The sequence below is a fragment of the Variovorax defluvii genome (assembly GCF_039541515.1).
In the GTDB taxonomy this organism is placed as follows: domain Bacteria; phylum Pseudomonadota; class Gammaproteobacteria; order Burkholderiales; family Burkholderiaceae_C; genus Variovorax; species Variovorax defluvii.
In genome coordinates, this window is the sequence record NZ_BAABGJ010000081.1 from 440949 (window position 1) to 453697 (window position 12749).

The window sequence follows — 12749 nt, forward strand, 5'->3', positions numbered from 1 at the left end:
GTCTCCTGGGGATGCGCTCAGCCTTCCAGCGTCTTCCACATCTCGACGTCGCGCTCGGCGGTCCACACGCGCGGGTCGGGGTACTTCGTGGCCTCGTCGTAGCAGCGCGTCACGTCGAAGGGCATGCAGTGGTCGAAGATCACCCAGTGGCCGTACTTGGGCTTGAGCTTCGCGTAGGTGTCCTTGTAGACGGTGTTCAGGTCCTTGCCGGCCTTCGCGCCCTCGGACACGCTGGTATAGACGTCGGCGATGAACTCGCGCGTGCCGGCCAGGCCCTTGGCCACCGCCTCGGGCGTGGTGAGCGCCGCGCCGCGGCCGGGGACCAGGGCCCTGGGCTGCAGGGCCGCGATGTTGTCCAGGGTCTGGGGCCAGTCCTTGAAATAGGCGTCGCCGGCGTAGGGCGTGGCGTCGAACTCGACCAGGTCGCCCGACAGCAGGGTCTTCTCGCCGGGCAGCCACACCACCGTGTCGCCCTTCGTGTGGCCACGGCCCAGCTGCAGCAGCTGCACCTCGAGCTTGCCCAGCCACAGGGTCATCTTGCCGGTGAAGGTCATGGTCGGCCAGGTCATGCCGGGGGGCACGGTCTCGACGTTCTGGAACAGGCGCGGGAAGCGGCCGATCTCGCTGGCCTTGTCGGCCTCGCCGCGCTCGACGATCAGGTCGTAGGTGTCCTGGCTCGCGATGATCTGCTGGGGCGCGTAGGCGCTGGCGCCGAGCACGCGCACGGCGTGGTAGTGGGTGAGCACGACGTACCGGATGGGCTTGTCGGTGACCTCGCGGATGCGGCGGATCACGTCGGCCGCCATCGCCGGGGTGGCCTGGGTGTCGGCCACCAGGACGGCGTCGTCGCCGATGACGATTCCCGTGTTCGGGTCCCCCTCGGCCGTGTAGGCCCAGGCGTGCTCCGAGATCTGGCTGAAGGTGACTTTCTTCTCTTCGAGGTCGGCCTGGCTGGCGAATGCCTTGGTGGACTGGATCATCGGGGGTCTCCTGTTAATTCGTCTAAAACAAATCGATTTGCGAGGATCGAATTCGCGCAGTGTACTCAGCTTGTTGGATCATGTCTAATGCCTTCTACATGAACGAACGAGGATGGACAGGCGATGGCTTCCAGCAACCCTTCCGACAAGGCGGCTGACGGCACCGACCGCGCCCAGCGCGGCATCCAGAGCATCGAAGTGGGCGGCCAGCTGTTGCGTGCCCTGGTGCACCACGGCCGGCCGATGGCCTTGAAGGACCTCGCGCGCGAGGCCGAGATGTCGCCTGCCAAGGCGCACCCCTACATGGTCAGCTTCGGCCGGCTCGGCTTGATCGAACAGGACCGCGCCAGCGGCCACTATCTGCTGGGCCCGCTCGCCTTGCAATTGGGGTTGATCAGCCTGCAGCAGGCCGACCCCGTGCACCTGGCGACGCCGCTGGTGAGCGCGCTGGCGCAGGAAATCGGCCACACGACGGCGATCGCGGTGTGGGGCGACCGGGGCGCCACCATCGTGCGGGTGGCCGAGTCGCCCGCGGCGCTGCACATGAGCATGCGCCACGGCACGGTGTTCTCGCTCACCAGCACGGCTTCGGGACGGCTGTTCGGCGCCTACCTGCCGACCAAGGAAGTGAAGCGCATGCTGGAGAAGGAGCGCCGCCGCGAGAAGAGCGGCGGGCCGGCGCCCGAAAGCCATGTCGGCATGCCGCCGGCGCCGCCCCTGCCGGACTGGAAGGACTTCGAGGCGCAATTGCATGCGGTGCGCGAGCACGGCATGAGCCGCTCCGACGGCGAGATCGTGCCGGGGGTGAGCGCGATGTCGGCGCCGGTGTTCGACCACACGGGCGCGATCGCGCTGGCGATCACCGCGATCGGCACCACGGCGGTGTTCGATGCGCGCTGGGACGGGCCGGTGGCGCGGGCGCTGAAGCGATGTGCGCAGGAGCTGTCGGGGCGGCTGGGGGCCCTTCCGCGCTGAAGCGGGGGCTCAGGTGCCGGCAGCAGCAGCGCGCGCAGCCTTGAGCGCCCGCCCGCGTTCCAGGCTCTCGGCCGGCCAGTACTCCGCGCTGCGGTAGTACTCGTGCACCGCAGGGACCCCCTCCGGCAACTGCACCCACGGCTGCTTCGACATCGTGAAGATGTGGATGTCCGGCGGCAGGTGGTCCGGCATGTCCAGCGTGCCCACGCGCACGAAGGACACGGCCTCGCCGGAACCGGCGTAATGGCTCCACAGCGCCACGCGGCACTGCGGGCAGCGCGCGATCTTCTGGCCCTTGCCGCTGAGCGAAGGCGTGTCGACCAGTTCCACCTCGCCCTGCAGCCGCTCGATGCGGTCGGCCTCGATCATCGCGTTGAGGGCGAAGGCGCTGCCGGATTCGCGCTGGCACCAGCGGCAATGGCAGCAGTGGACGAAGAGCGGGCGCGTCGTCATCCGGTAACGCACCGCACGGCAGGTGCAACCGCCTTCGAGTGGATAGGGAGGCTGCAGCTTCACTTGGAGCGCCCGTCGAAATGCTGCACCGGCACCTTCTCGAGGTCGATGCCTTCCACGCAGCGGATGTTGATGGCCGCCATTTTGTTGCCCTTCGGATCGGTGCCCTCGCCGAAGGGATGGATGCCGCAGACCGGGCAGAAGCGGTGCGAGATCACGTGCTTGTTGAACAGATAGGTGCTCATGTCCTCGGGCGGGGTCTTGAGCACCAGCTTGTCGTGCGGCACGAACCACATCAAAGAGCCCTTGCGCTGACAGATGGAGCAGTTGCACGCCATCGCGCCATGGATCTCGCCCTCGACTTCGAAGGCGATCCGGCCGCAGTGGCAGCTTCCTTGGTATTTCATCGTTGTCTCCAAAAAAGAAATGCGCGGACCGCCGAGTATGCGGACCACGCGCTGCGGTGTCTGTAGGCGGCCTCAAGTCATGAAGCCGATGTTCTTCGGGTCGTCGATGCAGTTCACGCTGCCGCCGAAGTGGCTGCCGCTCGCCGTCGCCCAGGAGCGTGGTCAGCGCTTGGCCTGCTCGAGGCTGTCGCGAGTGCGGATGGCCTCTTGGCGCGCCACCGCCGCGAAATCCTCGCCGTCCGAGGCGTAGCAGATGGCCCGGGAGGAATTGACCACGATGGGTGCATCGGCCCGCCAGCCCGCGCGCACGGTGGCGACCGCATCGCCGCCCTGTGCGCCGACGCCCGGAATCAGCAGCGGCACCGTGGGCGCCAGCGCCCGCACCCGCTCGATCTCGGCCGGGTAGGTGGCCCCGACCACCAGGCCGAGTTGGCCGTTCAGGTTCCACGGGCCCTGGGCCAGGCGCGCGACGTGCTCGTAAAGGAAGGGCTGGCCGTCGATGTCGGCCAGGCGCTGGGCCTGCAGGTCATCGCCGCCGGGGTTGCTGGTGCGGCACAGCAGGAAGGCGCCCTTCCCCTCGTAGCGCAGGTAGGGCGCGACCGAATCGAAACCCATGAAGGGCGAGAGCGTGACGGCGTCGGCGCCGTAGCGATCGAAGGCCTCGCGCGCGTACTGTTCGGCGGTGGAGCCGATGTCGCCGCGCTTGGCGTCCAGGATCACGGGCACGTCAGGGGCGTTGCGGCGCAGGTGCTCCATCAGCTTCTCGAGCTGGTCCTCGGCGCGGTGAGCGGCGAAGTAGGCGATCTGGGGCTTGAAGGCGATCGCCAGGTCGGCGGTGGCATCGACGATGGCGGCGCAGAAGTCGTAGATCCGGCGAGGGTCGCCCTTCATGCGGGCGGGAAACCTGGTGGGTTCGGGGTCCAGGCCCACGCACAGCAGCGAGCCGTTGCGGCGCTCGGCGGCGCGCAGCTTGTCCAGAAAGGTCATGGAAGGAATTCTAGGAGCGGCCTACGAGGCAGGGCCGAGCAGCTCCGCCGCCAGGCACAGGTCGGCCCAGACGCGGGCCTTGTCGGCCGGATTGCGCAGCAGGTAGGCGGGGTGGTAGGTGGCGACCAGCGGGACCGCCTCCCAGCCCGGCTGCCGGACCCGCCCGGCCCGGCCGCGCAAGCGGCCGAGCGGCTCGCCGCTTTGCAGCAGCGACTGCGACGCCAGCGGGCCCATGGCCAGCACCACCTGGGGAAGGACCGCCGGCACGGCCAGGCCCTCGGCGATCGGGCGCGGGCTGCCGGGTTGGCCGGAGGCCACGCCGCGGTGGGTGCGCATGAGCTGCACCGGCACGGCCCCCGTCTGCAGTTGCAGCGCGCGCAGCATGGCCTCGAGCAGGCGGCCGGCGTCGCCGTCGAACGGCTCGGTGTGGCGGCCGTCGAGGCCCGGCGGCATGTCGGCGACGATCAGCCAGCCGCCCTGGGCGGCCCCGCCTTCGGGGCCGAAGAGCCGCTGGGGCACTTCGACGAGGACGCTGGCGGCCGAGGGCGCCGCTGCAGGACGGGTGACGACCGGCGGCGCGGGCGTGGGCACGGGCGCGGCGGGCGGCGTGCTCGCCCGGGGAGGCTGCGCTGGCGCCGCCGGGACCGGCGTTTCCGATGCCCGGCGGGCTGCGGCCGCCGCCACGACGGGCGGCGGCGCCTCGGCCGGTGCCGCCATGGGCCACCAGACCTTCACGCCCATCTCGTCCAGCATCGCGCGCTGGCGCGCGTCCAGGTGCAGGCTGTCCTCGTTCACTTCAGGGAGCCCCAGGCGCTGGGGGATTCGTTGAGGCGCATGCTCATCACCACCGCGTCTTCCCGCGAATGGCCTTCGGCCGGGTAGTAGCCCTTGCGCATGCCCACGCGGCGGAAGCCCTGGCGCTGGTAGATGGAGAGCGCGCGAAGGTTGCTGGCGCGCACCTCCAGCCAGAGCCACTGGGCGTTCTGGCCGCGCGACCAGCCGGCCAACGCCTCCAGCATCAGCGGCGCCCAGCCCTGCCCCTGGAAGGCGGGCGCGACGGTGATGTTGAGCAGGTGCACCTCGTCGACGCCCTTCATGGCGATGAAGTAGCCGATCAGCACCTCGCCACCAGGCTGCGCAACCAGCCGGCCCCACAGCGCACGCGGCCGCGGCATCCGCGCGGGCTCACCCGGCGGGGTGATCGCCGGGGCTACCAGGCACTGGCAGTGGTAACCGGCGGCCAGGGAGTCGGTGAAGTTGGCGGGGGTCCAGGGGTGGGTATAGGCGCTGCGCTCGATCGTGCAGACGGCCGGGATCCGCTCGAGCGTGATCGGCTCGAGGCGGGCTTCTCGCGGCTGCAGGACGGCGCTCATGGCAAAAAAACCTCCGCGGGGGCGCTACGGTGTTCGTCTGGAATGGCCCGAACCTTCATGGCGTCTGCGGGCCCGGCGACGCCTTCAGGGCGGCGCGTTCTTCCGTGGTTTGTGCGACTTTATCGCGAACATAGAGCGGCCAGGCCTGCGCCGGCTCAACTGCCCTGCCGGCAGCGAGCAATTCCGGGGCCAGTCGCAGCATCGCCTCGGCCGTGGGCAGGGCCTCGTGCCGGGCTGCGGCGGGCGGCAGGCGCTCGCCGTAAACGGCGAACACGTTGCCGGCCAGAACCCAGTCCGGCGCGACCTGCACGTGCTCGGGCGCCATCAGCTGCGGCTCGGCGCCCGCCTGCCCGGGTTGCCCGAAGTCGTAGCGGGCCGCGTAGACCTCGTCCATGCGCGCATCGAGCAGCGCCAGCACACGGGTGGCGCCGAAGCGGTGGCGCGCCTCCTCGGCCACTGCGTGCAGGGTGTCCACCGGCAGCAGCGGGACGCCGGCGCCGAAGCCCAGCCCCTGCGCGACGGAACAGGCCGTGCGCAGGCCGGTGAAGGAGCCGGGCCCACGGCCGAAGGCGATGGCGTCGAGTTGCGCCAGCGTGAGGCCGGCCTGGGCCAGCAGTTGCTCGATCGTCGGGATCAGCGTGCTGGAGGCCTGCGCCCCGCCCGCGCCCGTGTGGGTGAGCAGCAGCTCGCCATGGCGCACGGCGACCGACAGGACCTCGGTGCTGGTATCGAAGGCAAGCAGGCGGGTGGCAGCGATCGTCATCGGCCTCACCCACGCGCGGCCACCGCCGCACCCACGCCGCCCGTGCGCATGCGCTGCACGCCGAACAATATGCCGACGGTGACCAGCACCACGCCCGCGACGAGATTCCAGTACAGCGGCTCATCCAGGAACAGCACCGCGCCCAGCGCCGACAGGCCCGGCACCAGCGCGGTGATCATGGTGGTGCGCACCGGCCCGAAGTACTCGATCATGCGGGTGAAGGTGATGCCGGCAACGACCACCGAGCTTACCCCCTGGAACAGCAACTGGAAGGCGATCTCGCCCCACGGTGCGCTCCCGAGCCGGCTGGCAACCCAGCCGAGGCCGGCCAGCAGGGCATAGGCGGGCACGAAGGCCAGGAAGGCGAAGGCGGTGACGGCGATGGTCGCGCGCACCGCGTCCAGCCCCTCGCGCCGCACCACCACGCTGTAACAGGCCCATGAAAAGGCCGCGCCCATGAACATCAGGTCGCCCTTCCAGAGCTCGCCTCCGTCGAAGGCACGCAGCAGGCTGGCGCCGCCCACCAGCAGGTCGCCCAGCACGATCATCGCCAGGCCGAACAGGCGCATGGGCGTGAGGCGGTCGTGCAGCACCGCGGCCGCGAGCAACGCGGTCCACAACGGCAGGCTGCCGGGCATCAGCACCGAGGCGTGGGTGGCCGGCGCATAGAAGAAACCGGTGTAGGCCAGCAAGGGGTAGCCCAGCCCGCCGAAGATGCCTGTGACGGCAGTGATCCGCAGCGCGAGCGGCGACAGCCCGAACAGCGAGCCCTGCGTGGGATCGCGCCGCCGCGCCTGCGCCACGTGCCAGGCGCCCCAGGGCACCAGCACCAGCCCGGCGCCGAAAATGCGCGTGAAGGCGATGTCGAAGGGCGTGAGCGAATGGGCGGCCGAGGCCCGCGCGATGACGATGAAGGCAGTCCAGACCAGGACGGTGACGACCGCCGCGCCGATGCCGATTGCGCGGGGAGACAGGCGGGAGGCGGCGGGCATCGGGCGATTATGGAGGGGCGGCCATGCACCGCGCCGCGGCAGGCCCTTGTGTGCCGGACGCACCGCGGGTGCCCGGGATAATCGCGCGATGCCTGCTGCCTCGAAGCCTTCCGCGCGCCGTGCCCCGCGCCCGTTCCGCCTGTTTCTTCTGCTCGCCGCGCTCGCTTCGGCCCCGGCCATGGCGCAGGATCTCCCGCCCGAGGTCGAGGCCGCGCTGGCCCGCGCCAAGGTGCCGCGCGAGGCCGTCACGATGCTGGTGGCGGATGCCGAGGGCGTTCGGCCGCCCCGGCTGGCCTGGCGGCCGCAGGCGCCCATGAACCCGGCCTCGGTGATGAAGCTGGTCACCACCTACGCCGCACTGGACCTGCTGGGGCCGGCCTTCACCTGGCGCACGCCGGTGTACGTCGACGGGCCGGTGCAGGGCGGCGTGCTGGCCGGCAATCTCTACATCAAGGGCCAGGGCGATCCGAAACTGGTGATCGAGCGCCTGTGGCTGCTGCTGCGGCGCGTGCAGGGCCTGGGCATCCACACGATCCGTGGCGACATCGTGCTGGACCGCGGCGCCTTCGAGGCGGCGGAGACGGACCCCTCGGCCTTCGACGGCGAGGGCCAGCGGCCGTACAACGCCGCGCCGGATGCGCTGCTGATCAACTTCCGGTCGGTGGTCATGACCTTCCTGCCCAACCGCGACGGCCGGACCGCGCAGGTCAGCTACGAACCCGCGCTGAGCGGGGTCGGCCTGCAAGCCACCGTGCCGCTGGAAGCCGGCGCCTGCGGCGACTGGCGCGCCGCGCTGGCGCCGGCCTTCACCGACCCGGCGCGCATCGGCTTCGCCGGCAGCTATCCCGCCGACTGCGGCGAAAAGAGCTGGGCCGTGGCCTACGCGGACCCGCGCAGCTACGCCGTGCGCGCCGTGGGCGGCATGTGGGCCGAAATGGGCGCGAAGCTGCAGGGCCAGGTGCGGGAGGGCCCGGTGCCGGCCGGCCTGCGCCCGGCCTTCGAGGCCGCCTCGCCGCCGCTGGCCGAGGTGGTGCGCGACATCAACAAGTACAGCAACAACGTGATGGCACAGCAGCTGTTCCTCACGCTGGGGCTGCAGCAGAAGCGGCGCGGCACGCCGGAGGCAGCGCGCGCCGTGCTGCGCCAATGGTGGAACGAACGCATCGGCACCGGCGAAGGGCAGCCGGCGTTCGACAACGGCTCGGGCCTGTCGCGCGAGGAGCGCATCAGCGCGGCCGCGCTGGCGAAGATGCTGCAGGTGGCCTGGCGCTCGCCGCTGATGCCGGAGCTGGTCGCTTCACTGCCGGCCATGGGCGTGGACGGCACGCTGCGCAGGCGCGCGCTGCGCTCGAACGGCGCGGCGCATCTCAAGACGGGCAGCCTGCGCGACTCGGCCGGCATCGCGGGTTACGTGCATGGGGCCAGCGGCCGGCGCTGGGTGGTGGTGGCGATTGCCAATCACGGCAGTGCCAATGCCGCGCGGCCGGCATTCGATGCGCTGGTCGACTGGGCGGCGCAGGACAACTGAGCAGGCGGGGCAACCGGGCAACCGGACCATCGCGCGGTCGCCCAGGCGACTGCGGCCCGGACGCGGCTCGGGGTTTCCCTTGGTCCGGGTCGGCCTGGCGCGGGCCTAGGATCGTTCGCGTTCTGTTCGCCTTCCTCTTCACGACAACACCCACATCCGGAGACAAGCCATGAATCGTCGTCTTTATCTGCTCGGCGCCGTCGCCACGGCCAGCCTGCTCGCGGCCTGCGGCGGCGGGGGTGGCGGGGGCGGCGTCCCCCTCATCGGCGTCGGCACCGGCTCCGGCGGCGGCAGCAGCGGACCGGGCACCGGAGCGCTGCGAGAGCCCCCGGTGATCGTGACCACGCTGACCACGGCCCAGATCGACGGCGCCAGCGCGCAGAGCGGCCTGCAGGCACTCAGCGGCAAGGCCAAGTGCGACGTGAACGTGGTCTCGCTCAACTACAGCACCGTGGGGCCCAAGGGCGAAGTCACCAATGCCTCGGGCGTGCTGCTGATGCCGGCCGGCAGCTGCGCCACCGCGGCGCCGCTGGTGGCCTATGCCAAGGGCACCGACGTGCAGAAGCCGCGCACGCTGGTGAACCCGCAGGATCCGGAAACCTTCCTGCTCACCGCGATGTACGCGGCGCAGGGCTACGCGGTCGTGGCGACCGACTACCTGGGCTACGCCAAGTCCACCTTTCCGTACCACCCCTACCTGCATGCCGATTCCGAGGCGCGCACGGTGCTGGATTCGGTGCGCGCGGCGCGGGCGGCCGTGCAGAGCGCCGGCGGAACGCTCTCGGGCAAGGTGATGTTCACGGGCTATTCGCAGGGTGGCCACTCCTCGATGGCGGCGCACCGCGCGGCCGAGCGCGACAACGCGGCGGAGATCAACGTGGTGGCCGGCGCGCACCTGGCGGGACCCTACAACCTCTCGGGCTCCTTCAAGCTGACCCAGGCCATCGCGGGCTACCAGTTCTTCGTGCCCTTCATCGTCAATTCGTACCAGAAGGTGTACGGCGACGTCTACACCGACGTGAACACGGTCTACAAGCAGCCGTACGCCAGCTACATCGAGAACCTGCTGCCGAGCCCGACGCTGAACTACACCACGCTGGTGACCAGCGGGAGCCTGCCGGGCGCCAACGGCGAGACGCCGGCCCAGGCGCGCGACGCGATCTTCCAGAGCGCCTTCATCACGGACGTGCAGACCAACCCGAACAACACGCTCTTCCTCGACGCGAAGAAGAATGACCTGTTCGGCTGGAACCCGCGGGCCAAGACGCTGCTGTGCGGCGGCGCCGGCGACCCGACCGTGCCGCCGGCCGTGCACATGGTGCCCATGAAGGCGGACTTCGACTCGCGCGGCGTGACCACGGTGACGACCGTGGACGTCGACGCCCAGATCCAGGCCACCTACGGGCCTGGCGGCAAGGCACCCACCGATCCGACGACGCCGGCCTTCGCCACCTACTACGGCGCCTACCACGGCACCTACGAGCCGCCGTTCTGCCATGCGCGCGCACGCGCGCTCTTCGACACGGTGAGGTGACGTTCAGGCCGCGGCCGCTCTCTGCAGGCGGTCGTGCACGCCTTCCCATTCGGGGCCGGGCGGCGGGGTCTCGACCCAGATCAGCTTGACGCCCTCGTCGTCGAAGGCGCGCAGGGTGGCGAACAACTGTCGCGCGACGGCGGCCGCATCGTCGGGCATGCGCCGCAGCAGCACACGCTGCGAGCGGCTCTTGATGGCGCAGCGCGACCACACGGCGATGTGCGCCGCATTCGGGCCCAGCACGTCCAGGCCGGTCTGCAGCGCCTTGGCATCCATCAGGCGCAGCTTGGCGCTGGGCGCGTAGTGCGCCTCCAGCGTGCCGGAGGCGCGCGGATCGGGCGCGGCCAGTTCGTGCCTGTCGCGCAGGGTCTCGCCGCAGGCCGCTTCGATCTGCGTGCGGGTGATCGCGCCGGGGCGCAGCAGCACGGGCTGGCCGCGGCTGCAGTCGACGATGGTGGACTCGATGCCGACGTCGCAGGGGCCGCCGTCGATCACCAGCAGTTCGTCGCCGAACTCCTGCCGCACGTGCTCCGCGAGAGTCGGACTGACGCGGCCGAAGCGATTGGCGCTCGGCCCGGCAATACCGGCCACGCCATGTTCGGCACAGGCCACGAGCAGAGCCTGCGCCACCGGATGCGCCGGGCAGCGCAGGCCGATGGTGTCCTGCCCGCCCGCGGCTGCAGCGGCCACGCCCGGCTGGCGGGTGACGATCAGGGTCAGCGGGCCCGGCCAGAAGGCCTGCACCAGCTTCTGCGCGAAGGGCGGCAGCGGCTGGGCGAAACGCGAGAGCGCCTCGGTGCCCTTCATGCCGGCGGCCACGTGCACGATCAGCGGATGGTTGCTGGGCCGCCCCTTGGCCTTGAAGATGCCCGCCACCGCCTCGTCGCTGGCGGCGTCGGCTCCCAGGCCATAGACCGTCTCGGTGGGAAAGGCGACCAGGCCGCCGGCGCGCAGGGTGCGCGCGGCTTCTTCGATGGCATCGGGCGAGCGGCCGTCGCGGATCGGCATGGCGCTTATTCGGAAAGAGGAATGGGCAGGCCCAGCAGCGCGGCGGCGAAATCGGCCGTGCTGCGCACGGTGTCGATGTCCTTGCCGGTGATGGTGAGATGGCCCATCTTGCGCCCGCGCCGAGGCTCGGTCTTGCCGTAGAGGTGCAGGTGCGCGCCCGGCAGCGCGAGCACGTCGGCCCAGCGCGGCTCGACCGGTGCGTCGGCACCGCGCGGCGAGCCGACCGTGTCGAGGTCGGGGAACCACAGGTCGCCCAGCAGGTTGAGCATGAGCGCCGGGCTGTGCTGGCGCGGCGTGGTGAGCGGCAGGCCGGCGAGGGTGCGCACCTGCAGCTCGAACTGCGAGACGTCACAGGCGTCGAGGGTCCAGTGGCCGCTGTTGTGCGGGCGCGGCGCCATCTCGTTGACCACCAGCGCACCATCGGCCAGGACGAAGAACTCCACGCACAGCACGCCTACGTACTGCAGGCCCTCCGCGATGGCGATGGCCGAGTTCACCGCCAGCCGGCCCACGGACTCGGGGATGTTCTGCGGATGCACCTCGGTCACCGCGAGGATGCCGTTGCGGTGGAGGTTGCGCTGCGCCGGGAAATGCACGATCTGCCCGTCCTGGCCGCGGGCGACGATGACCGAGCATTCGTAGTCCAGCGGCATCAGCTTCTCGAGCACGCAGGGCACCTGGCCGGCGCGCTCCCATGCGGCCGCGAGTTCCTCGCGCGTACTCACGCGCTGCTGGCCCTTGCCGTCGTAGCCCAGGCGCGCGGTCTTCAGGATGCCGGGCAGCAGGTTGGCAGGCACGAGCGGGATCTGCTCGGCCGCATCGATGGCCGCGTAGGGCGCGCAGTCGACACCGCAGCCGACGAAGTGGTTCTTCTCGCGCAGGCGGTCCTGCGCGATCGACACCGCGGCGGCGGCCGGCCGCACCGGGCGGGCCACTGCCAGGTGATCGAGCGAGGGCGCCGGCACGTTCTCGAACTCGGTGGTGATGGCGTCCGCCAGGCCCGCCAGCCGGGCGAGGCCGTCGACGTCGTTGTAGTCGGTGTGGATGTGGTGGTGGCTCACCCGGCCGGCCGGACTGTCGGCGTCCGGGTCGAGCACGGCGGTGAGGTAGCCCATGCGCTGGGCGGCATGGGCGAACATGCGGCCCAGCTGGCCGCCGCCGATCACGCCGAGGGTGGCGCCAGGCAGGATCGCGCTCACAGCGCACCCCCGCCCTGCGGCGAAAAGGGCGACGCGGCCGGCGCATCCTCCGGTGGCAGCGTCATCGCGCGCGCCGCCTCGGTCTGGCGGGCTCGGAAGGCGCCGAGCCGCTCGCGCAGTGCCGGATCGGACCCGGCGAGCATCGCGACCGCGAACAGGGCGGCATTGGCCGCGCCCGCATTCCCGATGGCGAAGGTGGCGACCGGAACCCCCTTGGGCATCTGCACGATGCTGTAGAGGGAATCCACCCCCTGGAGGTGGCGGCTGGCGACGGGCACGCCGAGCACCGGCACCGTGGTCTTGGCGGCCAGCATGCCGGGCAGGTGCGCGGCGCCGCCGGCGCCGGCGATGATGGCCGCCAGGCCGCGCCCGGCGGCGCTTTCCGCGTAGGCGAACAGTTCGTCCGGCATGCGGTGGGCGGAGACCACCCGCGCCTCATGCGCGATGCCGAATTGCTGGAGAATCTCGACCGCGTTGCGCATCGTCTCCCAATCGGAGTTCGAGCCCATCACCACACCGACCTGAATGGCTTGCTTCATGGTTTCAATTT

The 12749-nt window shown here is 70.9% G+C and carries 14 protein-coding genes; 3 read left to right on the forward strand and 11 right to left on the reverse strand.

Going from position 1 to position 12749, the window contains the following annotated elements; translation table 11 throughout:
* Positions 1 to 17 precede the first annotated feature (17 nt).
* Complete coding sequence (locus ABEA07_RS27585; protein ID WP_345541926.1) at positions 18 to 980, reverse strand: MBL fold metallo-hydrolase; 963 nt, start codon at positions 978 to 980, stop codon at positions 18 to 20.
* A gap of 123 nt (positions 981 to 1103) precedes the next feature.
* On the opposite strand from ABEA07_RS27585, the gene ABEA07_RS27590 reads away from it, so the two are divergent.
* Positions 1104 to 1955, forward strand: a complete 852-nt coding sequence (locus ABEA07_RS27590; RefSeq protein WP_345541927.1) for an IclR family transcriptional regulator — start codon at positions 1104 to 1106, stop codon at positions 1953 to 1955.
* Positions 1956 to 1964: 9 nt separating this feature from the next.
* On the opposite strand, the gene ABEA07_RS27595 is transcribed toward ABEA07_RS27590, so the two are convergent.
* The 7 genes from ABEA07_RS27595 to ABEA07_RS27625 form a co-directional block, all read right to left on the reverse strand.
* On the reverse strand, positions 1965 to 2471 hold the full coding sequence (locus ABEA07_RS27595; protein WP_486392576.1) for a GFA family protein: 507 nt from the start codon (positions 2469 to 2471) through the stop codon (positions 1965 to 1967).
* Positions 2468 to 2815, reverse strand: a complete 348-nt coding sequence (locus ABEA07_RS27600; protein ID WP_345541928.1) for a GFA family protein — start codon at positions 2813 to 2815, stop codon at positions 2468 to 2470. The genes ABEA07_RS27595 and ABEA07_RS27600 overlap by 4 nt, the downstream gene beginning before the upstream one ends.
* Before the next feature lie 162 nt (positions 2816 to 2977).
* The gene (gene pyrF, locus ABEA07_RS27605; protein WP_345541930.1) at positions 2978 to 3802 is read right to left on the reverse strand and encodes an orotidine-5'-phosphate decarboxylase; all 825 of its coding nucleotides are present in this window, start codon (positions 3800 to 3802) and stop codon (positions 2978 to 2980) included.
* Between the two features lie 21 nt (positions 3803 to 3823).
* Positions 3824 to 4597, reverse strand: coding sequence for a uracil-DNA glycosylase family protein (locus tag ABEA07_RS27610; RefSeq protein WP_345541931.1), 774 nt, complete (start codon positions 4595 to 4597; stop codon positions 3824 to 3826).
* Positions 4594 to 5175, reverse strand: coding sequence for a GNAT family N-acetyltransferase (locus ABEA07_RS27615; RefSeq protein WP_345541933.1), 582 nt, complete (start codon positions 5173 to 5175; stop codon positions 4594 to 4596). Before ABEA07_RS27615 ends, ABEA07_RS27610 begins: the two co-directional genes overlap by 4 nt.
* Before the next feature lie 55 nt (positions 5176 to 5230).
* Positions 5231 to 5938, reverse strand: coding sequence for a tRNA (adenosine(37)-N6)-threonylcarbamoyltransferase complex dimerization subunit type 1 TsaB (gene tsaB / locus ABEA07_RS27620; RefSeq protein WP_345541934.1), 708 nt, complete (start codon positions 5936 to 5938; stop codon positions 5231 to 5233).
* Between the two features lie 5 nt (positions 5939 to 5943).
* Positions 5944 to 6930 (reverse strand): DMT family transporter, encoded by a 987-nt coding sequence (locus tag ABEA07_RS27625; RefSeq protein WP_345541935.1) that lies wholly within the window; start codon positions 6928 to 6930, stop codon positions 5944 to 5946.
* A 178-nt stretch (positions 6931 to 7108) separates the two neighbouring features.
* Here ABEA07_RS27625 and dacB point away from each other — a divergent pair, with 178 nt between their 5' ends.
* Both dacB and ABEA07_RS27635 read left to right on the forward strand, forming a co-directional pair.
* Positions 7109 to 8458 carry a D-alanyl-D-alanine carboxypeptidase/D-alanyl-D-alanine endopeptidase gene (gene dacB / locus ABEA07_RS27630; protein ID WP_345542219.1) on the forward strand — a complete coding sequence of 450 codons (1350 nt, stop codon included), beginning with the start codon at positions 7109 to 7111 and terminating at the stop codon, positions 8456 to 8458.
* A gap of 169 nt (positions 8459 to 8627) precedes the next feature.
* The gene (locus tag ABEA07_RS27635) at positions 8628 to 9992 is read left to right on the forward strand and encodes a lipase family protein (protein ID WP_345541936.1); all 1365 of its coding nucleotides are present in this window, start codon (positions 8628 to 8630) and stop codon (positions 9990 to 9992) included.
* A gap of 3 nt (positions 9993 to 9995) precedes the next feature.
* Here ABEA07_RS27635 and ABEA07_RS27640 read toward each other — a convergent pair whose 3' ends face one another.
* The 3 genes from ABEA07_RS27640 to purE are packed head-to-tail and all read right to left on the reverse strand — an operon-like array spanning position 9996 to position 12738.
* Complete coding sequence (locus ABEA07_RS27640; RefSeq protein WP_345541937.1) at positions 9996 to 11000, reverse strand: L-threonylcarbamoyladenylate synthase; 1005 nt, start codon at positions 10998 to 11000, stop codon at positions 9996 to 9998.
* 5 nt (positions 11001 to 11005) lie between these two features.
* Positions 11006 to 12199, reverse strand: a complete 1194-nt coding sequence (locus ABEA07_RS27645; RefSeq protein ID WP_345541938.1) for a 5-(carboxyamino)imidazole ribonucleotide synthase — start codon at positions 12197 to 12199, stop codon at positions 11006 to 11008.
* On the reverse strand, positions 12196 to 12738 hold the full coding sequence (purE, locus tag ABEA07_RS27650; protein WP_345541939.1) for a 5-(carboxyamino)imidazole ribonucleotide mutase: 543 nt from the start codon (positions 12736 to 12738) through the stop codon (positions 12196 to 12198). Before purE ends, ABEA07_RS27645 begins: the two co-directional genes overlap by 4 nt.
* Positions 12739 to 12749 lie beyond the last annotated feature (11 nt).